The organism is Flavobacterium sp. ov086, assembly GCF_900187965.1.
Taxonomy (GTDB): Bacteria; Bacteroidota; Bacteroidia; order Flavobacteriales; family Flavobacteriaceae; genus Flavobacterium.
This window is the reverse complement of the sequence record NZ_FZNL01000002.1, coordinates 245,905-264,288: the sequence shown is the minus strand read 5'-3', so window position 1 is coordinate 264,288 and position 18,384 is coordinate 245,905. Positions and strand designations below refer to the sequence as shown.

10 protein-coding genes are annotated in these 18,384 nt (G+C 33.7%); 1 reads left to right on the top strand and 9 read right to left on the bottom strand.

Features of this window, described 5'->3' with window-relative positions:
* Positions 1–270: 270 nt before the first annotated feature.
* Together CHB81_RS03140 and CHB81_RS03135 are read right to left on the bottom strand one after the other, a co-directional pair.
* Positions 271–627 (bottom strand): hypothetical protein, encoded by a 357-nt coding sequence (locus CHB81_RS03140; protein WP_089350434.1) that lies wholly within the window; start codon positions 625–627, stop codon positions 271–273.
* A gap of 540 nt (positions 628–1,167) precedes the next feature.
* Entirely contained in the window at positions 1,168–2,214 is a 1,047-nt protein-coding gene (locus CHB81_RS03135; protein ID WP_217899709.1) for a cellulase family glycosylhydrolase, read from the bottom strand.
* A gap of 741 nt (positions 2,215–2,955) precedes the next feature.
* Between CHB81_RS03135 and CHB81_RS03130 the strand changes: the two genes are divergently transcribed.
* Positions 2,956–3,879 (top strand): hypothetical protein, encoded by a 924-nt coding sequence (locus tag CHB81_RS03130; RefSeq protein WP_089350432.1) that lies wholly within the window; start codon positions 2,956–2,958, stop codon positions 3,877–3,879.
* Between the two features lie 138 nt (positions 3,880–4,017).
* Here the strand turns inward: CHB81_RS03130 and CHB81_RS03125 are convergent, their stop codons facing one another.
* The 7 genes from CHB81_RS03125 to CHB81_RS03095 form a co-directional block, all read right to left on the bottom strand.
* Entirely contained in the window at positions 4,018–5,517 is a 1,500-nt protein-coding gene (locus CHB81_RS03125; protein WP_089350431.1) for an aminotransferase class V-fold PLP-dependent enzyme, read from the bottom strand.
* Positions 5,518–5,536: 19 nt separating this feature from the next.
* Positions 5,537–7,537, bottom strand: a complete 2,001-nt coding sequence (locus tag CHB81_RS03120; RefSeq protein WP_089350430.1) for a cytochrome c biogenesis protein CcdA — start codon at positions 7,535–7,537, stop codon at positions 5,537–5,539.
* 118 nt (positions 7,538–7,655) lie between these two features.
* Positions 7,656–10,445, bottom strand: coding sequence for a pitrilysin family protein (locus tag CHB81_RS03115; RefSeq protein ID WP_089350429.1), 2,790 nt, complete (start codon positions 10,443–10,445; stop codon positions 7,656–7,658).
* 163 nt (positions 10,446–10,608) lie between these two features.
* Entirely contained in the window at positions 10,609–11,742 is a 1,134-nt protein-coding gene (locus CHB81_RS03110; protein WP_089350428.1) for a TlpA disulfide reductase family protein, read from the bottom strand.
* 145 nt (positions 11,743–11,887) lie between these two features.
* On the bottom strand, positions 11,888–13,090 hold the full coding sequence (locus CHB81_RS03105; protein ID WP_089350427.1) for a TlpA disulfide reductase family protein: 1,203 nt from the start codon (positions 13,088–13,090) through the stop codon (positions 11,888–11,890).
* 67 nt (positions 13,091–13,157) lie between these two features.
* Positions 13,158–14,564 (bottom strand): RagB/SusD family nutrient uptake outer membrane protein, encoded by a 1,407-nt coding sequence (locus CHB81_RS03100; protein ID WP_089350426.1) that lies wholly within the window; start codon positions 14,562–14,564, stop codon positions 13,158–13,160.
* Between the two features lie 17 nt (positions 14,565–14,581).
* Positions 14,582–18,160, bottom strand: coding sequence for a SusC/RagA family TonB-linked outer membrane protein (locus CHB81_RS03095; RefSeq protein WP_089350425.1), 3,579 nt, complete (start codon positions 18,158–18,160; stop codon positions 14,582–14,584).
* Positions 18,161–18,384: the final 224 nt, after the last annotated feature.

Here is an 18,384-nt window from a genome sequence, read left to right as displayed (position 1 = left end):
TTATAAATCAATTCATTATAAAATTATAATCAATTAAGTAATAAAAGAGTATAATTCATTGAGCTGATTAAAAACATAAGAAGCATCATTTAAATTTTAATCATTAAAGTAAATAAGATGTAACGTAAATTATTTAAAAAAACATCTTTTACTTCTGGTAATTTCTCTTTTTAGAATTTAGGATAACTGGAGTGGATACCTTTTTTTCTACAAAAAATTAATAGTTGCTAATTTAAGAGACATGACAATAACCAGATAGTACCTCTTTACTCAGTCTTCGAGTTTTGTTTCCATATCCAGCCGACTATTTGATAATAATATCAATTTTATTTCTTTTTTTAACCCTACGAAATCCTTAGCATAATACCTCTTAAAAAAATGTACAAATTCATCCCAATTCCCAAGTTTAATTTGCATTTGCTTATCTTGATTTTTTCCGTAAATGAAAAACAAATCTAAGTTTTTATGAATCTTTAGAACGTATTCCTTCTCTGTATGGCCAACCCAGAAAGTACCATATTCATCCTCTATTCTAATTATTTCTTCAATAGCAAACTTAACATCTTCGACTGTCGCATTATCAATTGATTCCCCCCATCCCTTCTCTATCCAAAATTCTGTTGTCATCTATCTTATTCTAAAGTTTTACTTTCTATATAAATCCTACCATGCTTTTTTATTTAATCAAAACTTATCAAATTTGATTTTTTAAAAGGTCCTGCAAAAGTCAAATCTTCGGCGTATTCTGTTTTGTCACGATTAATAATTATAGTTCTTTGTTGTGTTGTTAAAAAAAAAGAAAAACCAGGGAGACTATCAGGCTCCCTAGTTTTAAAAGCAAACTAAACTTAAACGCAACTCTTCATGCAATAAAAAATTGTATAGGCAAACCTCGCTAAAATCTCGTTGTGCTATGTTATTCTTTTGTATCAAAGAACTACCTCTTTTGTTGCGGTATTACATTCAAACAGTTATTGTCGTTTCTCTTGAATCAATATTACAATACCAAGCGAATTAACTCGTTCAGCAACTCAAAAGATCTTAAAGATTCTATACTCGTCAGGCAACCCTGATCTTCAAAATGCAATTAAATAAAGATAAAATGACCGGACGAAATTCCGGCCATTTTATTGCTTACTGACTTTCTTAAATTAAAATAGACTTCGATTAATTCTCCCCCCAGCCGTATCTTATACGAAATACACCAGAATTATTAACCGTATTAATTGTAATATTTGTTCCGCTTCCTCCTCTGGTAAATAAGCTATAAGAATCTCCATCTCTCAAACCAGGCCAATATACACTGGCAATATTGTCTGTTCTACATACATCACTGGTAGCAACTATATAGGCAATTTCATTATCAGACTGATTACCATTTTGATAATCTTTGCCAGAGTTCATTGTAGCTCCAAATTCAGTTATCACTGTACGACTACCATAACTTCCTATTCGGCTGCGCCAGTCGGCTCTCCATTGGGTAACTGTTCTGGTTGCCCAATAAGCATAATTGTGTAATCCCAGTAAACAGCCATTAAAACGACTATCTGCTCCAACTCCGGTAACATTTTCCGAATATCCTGTTCCGCCCAAGATTATTCGCCCTTTTGGAACATTCGGATAAGTAGAAAGAAACTGAGCATAAATAGTTGTTAATTGTGCTAAAGTGTAACCATGAGGCTCGTTGAATGGTTCAAAATATACATTCGCATTATCTTGATATTTATTTACAACAGTAGTCCACATATTCCAAAAAGCTGTGCTATTGTCGATCATACCATCTTTTGATGATGAAGACTCCCAACAGGCAATTATTACTTTCCAGCCCTTACTGGTTGCTTTATCTATCACTCCTTGATAACTAGCCCACCAACTCTCTGAAACTGAAGGTGGATTAATTGGGATACGTATGGTATTTACTCCACTTATCTTACTAGTAAAGCCATTTAATATTGCATCTGTTTTTGCCGCAACTGTAGCATAACTATCACCCGCTTCTAAACCTGATGGAATAACCCAGCCGTCTACAAAATTATCTCGCCCGTCTGCCCAATTCAGTCCGGCAATCGACGCTGCTCCAACCTTGGCAGAAGAACTACCACTTTGTACTACATCAGAGGTTTTCTCCATTGCACTTACCTGATCAACTGCTTTGTCGTCTGTAGAGCAGGCAGATAAAATAATACCAAACATTATTACAAATCTTTTTTTCATTGAAATAAAATAGTTTAAATTGTTAAATTAATTTCTGAATTCTCTTGTGAGGCATTATGTAAAAAATCTACCTTTTCGCATGCACGTAAGTCAGGCAAAGGCCTTTACAATATTCAAAGGCTGACACTAATTTGAAAAACTTATCAAAAATTAGTCGGGATTCTTTTATGCATCATCTATTTTCACAATTAATCATAAGGTTTTTTCATAGGTTTTATTGGTTTAGTTAGTAAAATGTAATAGGATTATAAATAGGTATAGATAAATCTATTTGAATTAAGCTGACATTATATTTAACAAAAAAATATTCACAACTTAAATACAAAGTAAAGTAGGGTCACAATATATGGAAGGGGGTAAATTCGAAAAAAAAGATGGTTAAAATAGTAATTTGATATTTTTTTAATATAAAAAAAATATCATCAATAAAAATTTACAAGTATTTTTATTCATAAAGCATTCTTAAAAACAAAATAAGATGACTTTGGAAACTAGTAGTTATATGAAGATTTACAAATAGGCAAGGCTCAGAATTCAGGAAGGTGCAATATTTCTTCAAAAAGGAAATAAAATATAGGCAAGAATGTTTTTATCTCCTTCGGCAAAGCTTACTAAAACATAAATAATTAGAATTTTAATTTGTATTTTCGTTTAGCTGAAAACATTCTGCTATAAATAAGCCTAACTTTTATTAAGTAAGTAAATTGAGGTAATAAATTATAATGTCGAAAAAAAATCAACATGAAGCGACTGAAAATATTTACTGCATTAATGATGATATTAATACTTATTTCTTCATGCTCAACGGTTTTAAAGAGTACAAAAATTGATTATTTGACAAATAATTATTGTCAGCCAACCATTCAGTATGATTATTCTCAACTTAAAAATTCAGAACATAAAGTTCCCAAACAAGATAGTATTTTAGAAACCAATTTATCAAAGCATGATATCTTAGTGAGCAAAGCTATTGGACTTGAAACTTATTTAGCGGAGTATCTTCAAATAAAAAAAGATACCTTAAAAAGGTTAGTTTTAAAACAAAAAATTACTGACCGCCTAATACTTACGAGCATAGAAATAAATGCATTAGCCTCAGAATTAGACTGTAATGGTGAACGCATCAATAAATTAGCTGATTTTATTGACAACATCAATAATAAAAAGACAAAAAATCTAACAGTAGCTTCAGTTACTTTAGGAGCGCTGACTACTGTGGCAACCGTTTTGATAAAAAACAATAATGCCAGTAATATCATTGGGGTGAGTGGCGGATTGCTAAGTGCTGGATTGGGAGCGTTGACTATTTCTCCAAAAGGTAAAAAAATTGATCTAAAACTTCAAAGGAACCTCTTAGGTAATATTTGGTACAATGATAATTCAAACCAGGCATATCCTAACTCAATCTGGACCATTCTAAACGAAAAACAATTTAGTAATTCCGGAGAAAATGACCTGCAGGAAAGTATAAAAAACAGGTGGTTGCAATACAATTTTGACGGAAAAATGGATGCTGAAACGCAAAAGCTTTTTTTTGATGACGGCGGAATCTATACTGCGGATGATTTACATTCAAGAGCTAATATGCTAAATGAACTACAGGCAACCGTCCGTTCTCTTGAACAAGATTTAAAAAGTTTAGCTGTAAAACTTAATAGTTTTTAATCCGGTTAGTTTAAGAGTTTATCAAGGTTATAAAAAGATAGCTTTAGTTTTCAAACTAAAAAAAACCTCCAAAATCATGCGACTTTGAAGGTTTCTAAGTTATGGAGTCCAGAACAAAATAGCTCTAAATTAAGTGCATTAATCTAAACAAAACCAAAATTTTACCTGCTCAGCTATCGAACTCTCTTTATGAATACTTTCAAATTCATTATTAGATCGATTATACTGATATGCCTCTTGCCATTCTTGATAAGAAGAAGCTACTTTTTGTATTGCATCACAAATAAACAAAAGTTCTTCATTGGTCATTGTTGGATGTAATGATATACGCACCCAGCCAGGTTTATCAGTTAAATTCTTCTCAAGAATTCCCTTTGTAATGGTAGCCGATTTTTCTTGATCAATCTCAAACAAATAATGCGCATAGGTACTAGCACATGACCAGCCCCCACGGACCTGAATTCCGAAACGATCGTTTAAAATCCGGACGATTAAATTGTAATGTATATTTTCAATGGTAAAAGAAACGCAGCCAATTCTCTCGGTATTTAAATCTCCTAAAAGAGATAAACCTTCAATCTTTTGAAGTTCTGAATAACAAAGCCCTAAGAGTTCTTTTTCTCTGTTTTTCATGTTTTCAATACCCATTTGCTCTTTTAATTCTAAACATAGAGCCGTTCTCATCACTTGCAAAAAACCAGGAGTACCACCATCTTCTTTTATTTCGATAGCATCACTGTAATGATAACCTCCCCAAGGATTTGTACATTTTACATTTCCTCCTCCGGGATTATCAGGAAAATTAGACTGGTACAATTTTTCATTAAAAACCAAAACACCACAAGTTCCCGGACCTCCCAAAAATTTATGTGGAGAAAAGAAAATCGCATCTAATTTTTCCTCTGGATCCTTGGGATGCATATCAATAGAAACATAAGGCGCCGAAGCAGCAAAATCAACAAAACAATACCCTTCATGTTGGTGCATTATTTTAGCCAATTCGTGATAGGGTGTAATAATTCCAGTCACATTGGAACAAGCCGTAAATGAGCCAATTTTCAAACTTCGATTCGTGTATTTTTTAAGTTCTTGTGACAATATCTTCGGATCAGCCAAATTGTTTTTATCAGCTGGCAAAACCACTACATCGGCAATGGTTTCATACCAAGGAACCTGATTGGAATGATGCTCCATATGGGTAATAAAAACTACCGGTCTTTCATCATCAAATTTCAGCTTTATATTGTAAATATTATCCAGAGAACGAAGTCCCATAATACGCTGTAGTTTTGATAAAGCAGCTGTCATTCCTGTTCCGGTTGTAACCAGACAATCCTGTTCATTAGCATTTACATGCTTTTTAATCAGGTCTCTTGCATGTTGATACCCATAAGTAGAAGCTTTGCCTGTTTCGCTTGAAAACGAATGCGTATTGGCAATCATCGGTCCTATTTTATGGAGCATAATATCTTCGATCGGATGGTATAATCTTCCGCTGGCAATCCAATCTGCGTATAATAATTTTTGCTTTCCGTAAACCGATTCAAATGTATGATTAACACCAATTGTATTTGCTCTAAATTTAGAAAAATACTGCTCCAATTGCGTTACTTTTGTTTTATCTAAAATAGTTTCCATTGTTCTCTTTTTAAAAAACTTATTTTTTAAAATTCCTGATTCCCGAATTCAACCAATTGTAATAGTTCTCAATATCCGGATTATAAGCAGAGGGTTCTGCCAAATTAGTGCTGTTATGATCTACAATTACATAAAATGGCTGAGCGTTGGCTTTGTAGGTTTTGATTTGTAAATCGCTCCATTTGTTCCCAATGGTCTTAATCTTTTTACCTGTTGTTTCAGAAACATATTGCTCCTTTTCAGGCAAGTCTTTTTTGTCATCTACATATAATGAAATCAAAACCACATCATTTTTTAAAACTCCCAAAATTTTTGGATCCGACCAAACCAATTCTTCCATTTTTCGACAATTCACACAAGCATATCCGGTAAAGTCTAATAAAACTGGTTTTCCCATTTTTTTAGCGAATTCCATTCCTTTATCATAATCGTGGAAAGTGATGATATCCTGCGGCCCAAATTCAGCTCCTTCAGGCAAAACCGACACGCTTCCTGTTCCGGAATTCTTGGAAAAACCAACACCGTAAGGCGATTCACTGTATTGCATTGGTGGGGCAAATCCGCTGATTAATTTTAAAGGTGCGCCCCATAATCCCGGAATCAAATAAATCGTAAAACTCAAAACCAACAAGCCAAAACTGAGTCTTCCAACTGAAATGTGATTTAAAGGAGAGTCATGCGGCAATGTAATTTTTCCGAATAAATAAAAAGCCAATGTTCCGAAAACAGCAATCCAAATCGTTAAGAAAACTTCTCTTTCCAACCAATGTAATTGCAAAACCAAATCAGCATTAGATAAAAATTTAAACGCTAAAGCCAATTCTAAAAATCCTAAAACGACTTTTACAGTATTCAACCAGCCACCAGATTTTGGAAGCGCATTTAACCAGCCAGGAAAAGCGGCAAATAAAGAAAATGGTAATGCAATCGCGGTTGAAAATCCTAACATTCCAACAATTGGTGCAATACCTCCTTTTGAAGCAGCTTCAACCAATAAAGTCCCCACAATAGGTCCGGTACAAGAAAACGAAACAATTGCCAAAGCCAAAGCCATAAAGAAAATTCCAATCAACCCTCCTCTGTCTGCTTGTGAATCAACTTTGTTTGCCAATGCATTTGGCAGCATAATTTCGAATGCACCTAAAAAAGAACAAGCAAATACAACCAATAAAACAAAGAATATCAAATTGAACCAAATGTTTGTTGACAAGGCATTTAAGGAATCAGCACCAAAAATAGCTGTTACAATCGATCCCAATAAAACGTAAATAATTATGATTGAAAATCCGTAAATCAAAGCATTTCTAATTCCGGCAGTCTTGGTTTTGCTTTGCTTTGTAAAATAACTTACTGTCATTGGAATCATCGGGAAAACACAAGGTGTCAACAAAGCCGCAAAACCAGATAAAAAAGCAATTATAAAGATGCTCAGCAATCCTCTTGATTCATTTTTTTTGATTGGGTTTCCAGCTTCTATTTCTGCTTTTTTTTCCGTAGCAACAATTACTTTCTCCTCTTTTAATGAATCTTTTGGAACAGCATTTACTTCAGCGGAACCCATTTGTTTTGCATTTGGGAATTTAAATGATAATTCTTCTGATGAGGGCGGCAAACAATTACTGTCATCACAAACCATAAATTCAACCTCAGCAGAAATGTTTGCACTACTCTCTGAATTAAGTTTTATTTTTTGCGTGAAAATTGCTTTATCTTCAAAATATTTAATTTTCATATTGAAGATTTTATCCACTACTTCATGTCCCTTTTCCTCAGTTGTTTTACCTACTAATTCAAAGTTTTTCTTTTCATTTTTAAAAGTAAAAGCTGTTGGCGATGGTCCGCCTTCTTCAATATATTGCCCATATAAATGCCAACCTGATTGTATCTTGGCTTCCGCTTTAAGCAGATATTCTTTTTCTGTAATTTTTTCTACAGAAGTTGTCCATTTAACTGGATTATACATTTGTCCAAACATGCTGACACTCACCAGCAGCATTATGGTAATTATGATATTTTTCATTTTTTTTGATTTGATATTTTAAAAAAAGAGCTGTCGGCAAACAGCTCTTTAAGGTCTTTCACAGAAATAATAACTAATTCAATTCCAAATAAAAATGATGAAAGACGACTATTAAAATTTATTGTAAAGGATTACCGTCCTTATCAAGTGAACCAGCTTTTATAACAATCATTTTATCCAGCTGAATGTATTTTTTAATCGCATTATTAACTTGTTCAAGTGTTGCTTTTTCTATATCTCTTGGATATTGTTCTATATAATTTGGTTCCAAACCTCTTTCTACAAAACTTAAAATCGTTCTGGTCATTCCGTTTGTAGTAGACATTCCAACTTTAAAACTTCCAATTAAATTGGTTTTCTTGTTTTCTAATTCCTCTAAAGTTATTCCGTCATTTACCCATTTTTTAACCTGAACCATAGTGGCATCCAATCCTTTTTGAAATAAAGTTGGATTAAATGATGCATTAACAAACCAATAACCTCCAGTCGCAATATTGCCTCCCAAACCGGATGAAATATTATAAGTTAAACCATCATTATCACGAACCGTCTGCATCAAACGGCCAGCAAAACCAGCACCTAAAGTATAATTGGCAATATAAAACGGAATATAATCCGCATCTGCTCTTTTTAAACCTGTGTATTGTCCGATGAATAATTCGGCGCTTGGTTTTTCAGCAATGGTAATGACTTCTGTTTTTGAGGACGATTTCACAGCTTCTTCAATCTTCATGTTTTCTACAACTCCACCGCTCCAGTTTTTGAATGATTTCTCTAAGGATGCCTTTAAGTTCGCTCCTTCAGTATCTCCCACAATTACCAAGTGCATCGATGCCGGTCCAAAGTATTTTTTATGAAAAGCTTTAACCTCATCCAGAGTTGCATTTTTAATGTTGGCTAAATCTTCTTCAACACTCAAACTGTAATTTGGATTTGCTTTTGGATAAATAGCCTGCGACAAAGCAATACTTCCTCTCTCGTTTGGATCATTTAAACTTTGTTGTGTGTTTCCGATGAATTGTTGCTTTAAATTCTCAAATTCTTTTGTATCAAATAATGGTGAACGTAATTCTTCTGCTAAAAGAATAATTACCTGATCCAGATCTTTTTTCAAACACTTAAAACCAATATTGATTTTTGTATTTGAAGCACCTATATTGATGTTTACGCCTAATTTTTGTAGTTTTTCAGAGAATTTAAACTTGTCATTAAGTGTTGTTCCTTTAGATAACAGAGATGCCGTTAATGACGAAATGATTGTGTTTTTTGTTTCGTTTGCATAGTTTCCTAATGAAATACTTGCTGCAACGGTCACGAAATCCTTAGCCGAAGTTTTAACTGAAACCACATCAATTCCTGCTACTTTTTCTCTTTTATACCCCGAAGCTGTTTTTTCGATTACATTCTCGCCTACTATTACTTTCTTACTATTTGTTTGTTCTGATGAAATGGATTCAGCAGTTTCTTGGTGATCGTCTCCGTGTTTTGGATCTCTGTAATAAAAAGGTCCATTTTCAGGCATAAAGTTATTGGCTTGAGCCGCATCTTTATTTTGTGCACCAGCTTGCTTGGGAATAAAATACCCGGTCGTACTTTGGTCTTCAACTAAATATTTTTGAGCGACACGCAAAACATCTGCAGGAGTAACTTTCTTCAATCTCTCTACTCCTGTAATATAATCCGTCCAATCTCCGGCCGCAATGGCTTCGTTCAATTCAGATGCAATAACTCCCGAACCGTCACGAGCTAAAATAGTTTGTGCGCTGATTTTGGCCACAACACGATTTACCTCATCCTGAGTCACGCCTTCTTTCTGAATTTTAGCGACCACTTCGCTTATTTTCGTGTCAATATCTTCATGTTTAGAAGTGGTTGGAAAACCAACTCCAATTGTAAAGAGTCCAACTTCTTTAAAATTTGTAGCACTCGCATAAGTGTAAATTCCCAAACGGGTATCTACAAAGATTTTATTTAAAATCGCTGATGGTCCGGAACCAATGATTTCGCCTAAAATATTCAAAGCCGGTAAATCTTCATGCAAAGCTCCGGGAATTTTATAGGCTTTGTTCACAACACCTAATTCTCCGTTTTTTTTCACCACTATTTTACGAGGCCCATATTGCTGAGGCTCTTCTGTATACGGCTGTGGTATAACCTTTGGTGCTTTGGTAATTTTACCGAAATACTGCTCGATTAATTCGAATATATTTTCTTTTTTGAAATCTCCAATAATAGTTAAAGTTGCATTATCAGGCCAATAATAGGTATTGTAGAAATTACGTAATACTTCGATTGGTGCTTTTTCTATATCTGATTTCCATCCAATGGTCGAATGATGGTACGGATGCGCAATATAAGCTGCTGCCCAGATTTCCTTATCTAACAAACTGTTCGGGTCGTTTTCGCCACGCTCGAATTCGTTACGGACCACTGTCATTTCAGCTTCTTTATCTTCTTTTAATAATAACGAATTTCGCATTCTGTCTGCTTCAATTTGTAACGCTAAACCAATTTTATCACTTGGCAGGGTTTCAAAATAGTTGGTACGATCGTACCAGGTTGTAGCATTTAATTGTGCTCCGGTATTTTGCAGGACATCAGTAATGCTGCTTCCTTTCTTTTTGTTGAAAGTCGCTGTTCCTTTGAACATCAAATGCTCTAAAAGATGCGTTGATCCTGTGTTTCCTAAAACTTCATTTTTAGAACCCACACGATAGACAATTTGCACCGTTGCAACCGGCGAGGCGTTGTCCTGCAAGAGCAAAACATTCATCCCGTTGGGCTGGTACAAATACTCTTCAATTCCACCTAACTCTTTTATTTTCTTAAAGTTAACAGATTTACTTTGCGCTGAAATTAGGGTACAGAAAGCTAGTGAGCAATAGCCCAGAAAGATATACTTTTTCATTTTTTGTAATTGGGATTAAATAATTTTAACGCATAGAAAAATAGCTATTACAGACCTAAAAAAAGCGCTTCACTTGTTTAAACAAACATAGCAATGCTTTGTCAGAGTTCTTTTTAATTTTTAATTTAAACTAAAAACTAAGTTTCTATGCGTTGAGGATTTATTATGATTTACTGAAAATCTCTTTCAATTTAGATTGAAGTTCTGCTTCTCTAAGGTTTTTAGCTATGATTTTTCCGTCAGGACCAATCAAATAATTTGTTGGTACTAGTTTTACACCATATAAAACGGCAACATCATTTTTCCATCCTTTTAAGTCTGAAACGTGTGTCCAGGTTAAGCCGTCTTTTTCGATTGCTTTTTCCCAAAGCTTCTTTTTATCATCCAATGAAACTCCTAAAACATTAAATCCTTTCTCGTGATATGTTTTGTAAGCCAAAACTACGTTTGGATTTTCTTTTCGGCATGGTCCACACCAGCTTGCCCAGAAGTCAACAAGAACATATTTCCCCTTATAATCTGATAATTTAATCTCTTTTCCGTTAACATCTATTTGCGAAAATTCAGGAGCCATTGCCCCGATTGCAGTTTTCTCATTAAGATCGATTGTTGCTTTTAATTGTTTTCCGTAAAATGATTTTTGAATCTCAGGAGACAAAACAGCGTAGTATTTTTTCAATTGTTCAGGCGTTCCGTATGATACAATACGATCGCTGATTACTAAAGCTGCGCCAATTTTATCTTTATTCTTTATGATATATTTATCTGTTAAACCATCAGCAAAAGCAGAAAGGTCTTTCCACTTTTTGTCCATCATGGTTTGTTGTTCCGTAGTTAATTTTACTTTGCCATTTTGTTGTAATGAGTCAGATAATTTATAAATCGGACCAGCTATTTTTTGTATTTCTTTGAATTCATTATCATAATAAGATCGATAAATTTCGTTTTGAGTCGCTCCGGTAATTTTAGCTTTGTAAATAGAATCTTTTTTAGCTTCGATTTTAATTTCCTCGTTATCTAATAAAAGAAAAATACCATACTCCTGTCCTTTCAATTTAATACTATATAACAAAGGTTCTTCAGCTTTCCCTTCAAATGCAAAGGCTCCGCCTACTATTTGTGCTGAGTCTGTTATTTTTTTGTCGCCTTTTTCATCTGTCTTTTCCAGATAAACCATTCCTTTATCTAATCCGGCAATGGTACCGTTGATTGTAAAACCTTCTTTTTTAGAACAAGAGGTAATTGTGGTTATAAGCGCCAATGCCACTAAACCCGATTTAAAGATTGTATTTTTCATATTGCTATTTTTTTATTTTTTAAAGTCTGTGGATTTTTTTTAAAAACACCTAGTAATCTGGCTATAGAAAACTTAAAAAGGCTTTCTATAGCTTTAAATTCACATCGCTATGTAAATCTTCGTGTTTTAAATTTTTAATTGCTAATTACGATTTGAATAATTCTTTTAATTTTTCTTCTAATGCTGCACCTCTTAAATTATCACCTATTATAATACCTTTACTATCTACTAAATAAGTAGCCGGAATTGTTTTAACATTAAATGCATTACTCACTTTATTATCATCTAAAAGATTATGCCATTGCATATTTTCCTGCCCTAAAGCTTTAAGCCACGCTTTTTGATCTTTATCAATGGAAATACTCAAAACTTCAAATCCTTTTTCAGCATAATTGGCGTATGCGGTTTTCAAATTTGGAATTTCTTTACGGCAAGGTGCGCACCACGATGCCCAAAAATCAATTAAAATGTATTTTTTTTCTGCAACAATTTCTTTTACGCTTAGCGGTTTACCATCTTTATCGTTTAGTTTGAAATTGGCAATACTGCTCCCAATTAAAGATTTTGGATTTAAATCTTTATCTACCAATTGTCCATAGTAACTCTTTTTAGCCTCTTGTGAAAATTGCTCAAAAACTGGCTTTTGATCCGGAGTAAAATAACTGTACTGGGTCATCATAAAAAAAGGTCCCCACCAAGTTGCTTTGTGCCTGGAAATTAAATCCTCAGAACTTGACTGTACTTTTGTGAAAAATGCTTTTTCTTTTGCTTCAAAAGTTTTCCATTCTGGTGTATTACCAATAGAGTCCATTACTTTTTTATCACCTGTTGTCCTGGCTTTAGAATATGATTTTGAAAGCTCTTCGGTTCCTTTATGATAGTCTTGGTAATCTTTGTTTAATTCTTCTTTAAATGCAGTTTGCTTTTTGTAATAATCGTTCGATTTAGAACCTGTAATCACTTCGTTTTTAAAAGTAATTCTCTCATCTTCCTGTTTTGAAACTTCAGCATCTGCTGTTAATTTTATTTTAGAATTTTCGACTAAAATCGCAATATATCCTTTGTTTTTGCCAAACTCAAGATAAAACAAACGAGGTTCATTTAATTTTCCTGCAAAAGTAAATTTACCGTCTTTAATAGTAGTTTCAGCAACTGCAGACTCCGATGAATGTGTTGCTCCGGGAATTAATTTTATAGTTGTTCCGTCTTCAAGTCCTTTTATATTTCCCTCAAGATTATAAGAGGTTGCCGCTGCAATTACAGGCTTTTTCTTTTGCGCCTGAGTGTTGTTGGAAAATGCAAATAAACAGATGCATAATCCAATTACTTTAAATTTAATTGTATTCATTTTTTTGATTGATATTTTAAATAAAAGCTTCCTTTTCGAAAGTCCTAATCAGGAAGCTTTAAAGTTTTTATTTTGCTACGTTTTGAGTTATAGTTCCGTTTCCTGGATTTTTTGTAGCTCCTTGAGGAAATGGCATTGTCCATAAATGAGAATCTGTTGCTAATGCGTAATTTACTCCACCAGCAGTTTTTGACAAACTCAATTTATATGTGCCTTCAGCATTTAAACGACGTGCATCTGCAAAAGGAATAATGGTCAGGATAAGTTCATTATACTTCGTTTTGAAAATAGCGTTTAGGGCAACTGTTTTATCTGCAGTTACAATATCCTGATAAGCAGATGGTTCAATACGCGTTTTACGTACTTTATTTAAAACGTCTAATGCATCACTGATTTGTCCTGCACGAGCCAGACATTCTGCTTTAATCAAATAAACTTCTACAGTTGTGATTCCGCCATAATTAAACATTCCTGACAAGGTTCTTCTGTAATACGTATCGGCACCAACTGTTCTCAGTTTCCAACGGGATTTAAAACGAACATCTCCAGCTTCAAAACGTTGTGCGCGTTCTACCGGAATACTGTATTCTGTAGACAAATAGGTTCTTTCGCCATGACGGTATGTGTAATTCTCAACATAGTCATATCCCATTGGAGATGGCGTTGCAGTATAAGAATTAGGAATATCAATTATCGCTTTATTAGCATTGTAATAAGCAACCCAATCGTACAGTTTATTATTTTCGGCCAAAGCCAAATCAGCGTATTTCAAGGCTTCTGTATAATTATTCATTTGCAAATAAACGCGGGAATAAAATGCATAACCTGCTCCTAAATTTGGATGCAAAGCTGTTTGAGAAACTTTTGGTAAATAAGGCAATGCATCTTTTACATCGTTCAAAATAAAATCATACAATTCCTGAATGGTCACTTGTTTGCTTGGCGCATTAATATCGGCACTTGTAATTAAAGGCACAGACAATTTTGTTTTTGCAGTTGAAGCCACATAAGTATCTGTATAAAAATTAACTAAGTTATAGTACGACATTGCACGTAAAATTTTTGCTTCTGCCCAAACTGCTCTTTTTTGATCTTCTGTTGCTTCTGTTGTTGTTAAAGCATTTGCAATAATCAAATTAAAGGTCGAAATTCCGGCATATTGTCCATAATATTGTCTTTCGTCTGCTTGGTTTAACTGGATACGATCTGCAGATTCATCCCACATATAGTTGGCTTTTGTCAAACGCTGCGCTGCAAGAGTTGCAATATCGATAAACTTATCGTTGATCAAAGTCGAAGCTTGTGCAATATCTACGCTTTGATTGGTGTATTCATCGCGAAGAAAAGCTTCATAATCTGCCAATGTTGTTGGGATTTTAGATCCTTTTGGCGCATCATCTAAATAGTTGGAGCAAGAAGCTAAAACCAATCCTAGTGCTAAAATGCAAAGTATATTTATATATATATTTTTCATAGTGTAGTTTTTTTAAATTAGAAGTTAATGTTTACACCAAAAACTAAACTTGGAGATTGAAAGCCATTTAAAAGGAATTTAGCATCTCTGCTTTTAGCGAAAGTATAGACATTCTCTGCATTCAGATTGAAGCGAACATCTTGTAATTTTACTCTTTTTATAACAGACGAAGGCAAATTATAAGCAAGAGAAATATTGCTTAATCTGATATTTGAGGCATCAAGAATATTGATATCTGCATAACGATAAATGTCACGAGAATCTGATGTAAAATCGGCTTCGTACTCGTAAACCGCGCGAGGAATATTTGTAAAAGCTTCGTCGCCTGGTTTTTGCCAACGGTTTTCGATATTTTTATTTACAGTTGTAATATCTGTTACATAACTACCTATTCCAGCCGAATAATTATTCTCTAACATTGGTAAAAATGTATTTCTAATTTTATGTCCTAACTCATAGATAAACAATGCCGAAAGTGAGAAATTCTTGTAGTTTACAGCCGTATGAAATGATCCGCTGTGTGTAGGAACGGTTGAACCATAATCATGAATTGCATTTAAATCTGCCGGATTATAAATTACTTTTTCGCCTTTTGCATTATAAACCTGAGGCAAACCTTTATCAGTTAAACCTGCCCATTCGTAACCATAAATTGTATTGTAATTATTACCAACTTTAGGATACGCATATGGAACATCTAACTGCAGATAATAAACAGGAGCTTCAACTTTTACGTAATCGACTTTGTTTTTATTATAGGCATATAGCACTGAAGCATCCCAAGAGAAAAAAGCTGTTTTTACGATAGTTCCTCTTAAAGTAGCTTCAACACCTTTATTGGTCATTTCTCCATTGTTTATTTTATAGGTAGAATAACCAAATCCTTCTGTTGGGATTCCGTTACTGTTTGCTAATAAATCCTGTCCTTTTTTGTTGTAAACATCAAAAGTTCCGCTTAATCTATTTTTGAAGAATGAAAAATCGACACCAATATTCGTTGTTGTTGTTTTTTCCCAGGATAATTCCGGATTTGGTCTTGAATTAACATAACCCTGATTTCCTCCTACATTTGGGTTAGCATAATAAGAAGCTGTTAAATAAGGCGCTGCATCTTTGGCAACATTTCCTCCAATACCATATGAAGCACGAAGTTTAAGTGAGTTTATCCAATCGACTGCAAAGAATGATTCTTTATCAATATTCCACGCTGCTCCTGTAGACCACGTTGGTTTATTTTGATATTTATTGTTTGTTCCCCAAAGGTTAGAACGATCCCAACGCAAACTTCCTGTTAATGAATATCTTCTATCATAAGTATAACCCCCAGTTGTGTAAAAAGAAACATAACGGTTTACCAATTCACGATTTGCAGAGAAATCATTTAATCCCATATAGCCTCCAAAAACAGATCCGTAAACTTTTAGCAAATCTGCCTGATTTACTGGGGTAAATGACAAGGTTTGCTCATCCCAGCCATAACGGGTATTGTCACCATATTCTATTTTTGAATGACGAATCTCCATACCTGCAATTGCAGTTACATCGTGTACTTTATTAAAAGTCTGATCAAAATTTAATTGCTGACGGAAGTTGTAAGCATTAGAAAATTGATTTGTTTCTTTTAAAATGTCACCATATGGCAAATTATAAACTGCAGTATTTGAAGGAGAAATGGTTACCAAACTATTTACCTGAGATCTAACACTATAAGATTCTTTATCTCTCAATAAACTACCACGATCTACACCATATTCGTATTGAAACATTGCATTGTATGTAAATGCTTTACTGAATTTTACATTAAACTTTGCAAAAGTCCTGTTTAGGAAGTTTTTAGTCTCATTTACATTTCGCCCTAATTCATCCATTGGCGTAATATCCATGTTATAAAGACCGTAAGTCTTCATGGATTGAAGCGTGAAATTATTGTATCGGGATGCCGCTGTAGAAGTAAAATTTGATCCGTCGTTATTCACTAATTGATTGTACATCTGAGTCTTATAATCTTTCTGAGTAAGAGGATCGTAAGTTTGTGTATTACTTTCTCCATAATTGATATAAGCACCTAAATCTAAAGACAACCAGCTTGTAATATCAGTTGAATTTTTCAAATTAATTCCAACAGATTGATTATCAGAATAACGGTCTTCAAATTTATTTCCTTTATAAGTCAACGAAGCATTAAAAGTATTCGATTCAGTTGCTTTGCCTAAACTTACATTATGCTGAATAAAATATTGGTCGCGTTTTGCATATTTGGCAATATCATCATAATATCTGTATCCTTGCGAGCCCAGTTGATTTAAGCGATTATTCATATCCGTTTGAGAAATATTTCCTGCATAACCATTTAAAAGAGTCTGCATTCCCTGACTGGTAAATACTGCATTTTGCAACAATGATTTTGCATAAGTACTTGCATTTGCACCTTTTAAACTTGGATTTGCATCTGCCCAGCCTTTTTCCAGACCAATAATATCACCTGCATCTGTAAGATTTCCGGTGTAATTTCTATATGGAGTTACGGTTAAATTGCTTGAAAACGAAATATTAGTTTTTCCGGCTTTGGCTTTTTTAGTGGTAATTACTACAACACCATTTGCTGCACGTGCACCATAAATAGACGACGCTGCTGCATCTTTTAAAACTGTAATAGTTTCAATATCTTCTAAATTTAAGTTTGGAAGATTTTCTTCTAAACTATAATACTGATTATATTTTGTGTTCTCTATTGGGAAACCGTCAATTACATATAATGGAGTGGTTAAACCATTCATAGAGGTTGTACCTCGAATTTTACCATCCTGATATCCAACAATACGTCCCTCTAAAATTTTGTCTAAACTACTTAATCGCTGTTCTTGAAAATCTTTTGCTTTTAAATTAGAGAAAGATCCCGTGGCTTGTTCTGTCGAGATATTTTGATAACCTGTAGTTAACACAACTTCGCCTAGTTCAAGTGTATCTTCTTTAAGGACAACATTAATAACGCTTCTGCCGGCTACTTTTATTTCTTGTCTTACAAATCCCAGATATGCAAAAGCTAAAGTAGTTTCTTTGCTAACAGCAATAATTTGAAATTCTCCATTAAAGTCCGTCTGTACACCTCTGCCTGAACCATTGTCTGAAACAGCGGCACCAACTAATGGAACGCCCTTTTCATCCGTCACTTTACCTTTTACAATAAAATCTTCTACTACTTTTTGCAGTACAACTGGTTTTTCTACCGGAGCTTTTTTAGGTGTTAAAATAATATGTGTTCCTGAAATTTTAAAATCAGTTCCTGTATTATTAAAAATCGCATTTAGAATCGTTTCTATAGATACATCGTTTAGTCTGACGTCTATTTTTCGATCTAAATCAACTGATCTTACATTGTAAACAAATCTATAATCGGTGGTATATTCAATTTTTTCAATTATTTTCCCAACGGTCATATCACTGGCATTAAATGACATTTTTGCTTTTTGCGAGTAGCTTACTCCCGCTTGCATCACTGTCAAAGTGGTTAATAAAAATAATGTAGTCAATTTCATCTTCAAATCAAATTTCAAAAAAGGCTTGTCGAACCTGATTTTGTTCAATACTTTTTTCATACTTTTAAATGTTTTTATTTGTGGTTGGTTAGGTTAACTGATCGCATTTTATTCTACCGGGAAATGTTGGCGCATTTTCCGGTTTTTTTTTTAAATAACGATCCATTTTTTTCTGAACGTTTTTTACATAGGCATTTTTAATTTTAAATTATATTTCTTTATTCTATTTTCTTTATTCTATTTTCTTTATTCTATTTTCTTTATTCTATTTTCTTTATTCTATT

Bases quoted from the DNA above. Each gene is read 5' to 3' on its own strand.
- CHB81_RS03140 (WP_089350434.1), bottom strand. From the start codon at position 627: ATGACAACAGAATTTTGGATAGAGAAGGGATGGGGGGAATCAATTGAT.
- CHB81_RS03135 (WP_217899709.1), bottom strand. From the start codon at position 2,214: ATGAAAAAAAGATTTGTAATAATGTTTGGTATTATTTTATCTGCCTGC.
- CHB81_RS03130 (WP_089350432.1), top strand. From the start codon at position 2,956: ATGAAGCGACTGAAAATATTTACTGCATTAATGATGATATTAATACTT.
- CHB81_RS03125 (WP_089350431.1), bottom strand. From the start codon at position 5,517: ATGGAAACTATTTTAGATAAAACAAAAGTAACGCAATTGGAGCAGTAT.
- CHB81_RS03120 (WP_089350430.1), bottom strand. From the start codon at position 7,537: ATGAAAAATATCATAATTACCATAATGCTGCTGGTGAGTGTCAGCATG.
- CHB81_RS03115 (WP_089350429.1), bottom strand. From the start codon at position 10,445: ATGAAAAAGTATATCTTTCTGGGCTATTGCTCACTAGCTTTCTGTACC.
- CHB81_RS03110 (WP_089350428.1), bottom strand. From the start codon at position 11,742: ATGAAAAATACAATCTTTAAATCGGGTTTAGTGGCATTGGCGCTTATA.
- CHB81_RS03105 (WP_089350427.1), bottom strand. From the start codon at position 13,090: ATGAATACAATTAAATTTAAAGTAATTGGATTATGCATCTGTTTATTT.
- CHB81_RS03100 (WP_089350426.1), bottom strand. From the start codon at position 14,564: ATGAAAAATATATATATAAATATACTTTGCATTTTAGCACTAGGATTG.
- CHB81_RS03095 (WP_089350425.1), bottom strand. From the start codon at position 18,160: ATGAAAAAAGTATTGAACAAAATCAGGTTCGACAAGCCTTTTTTGAAA.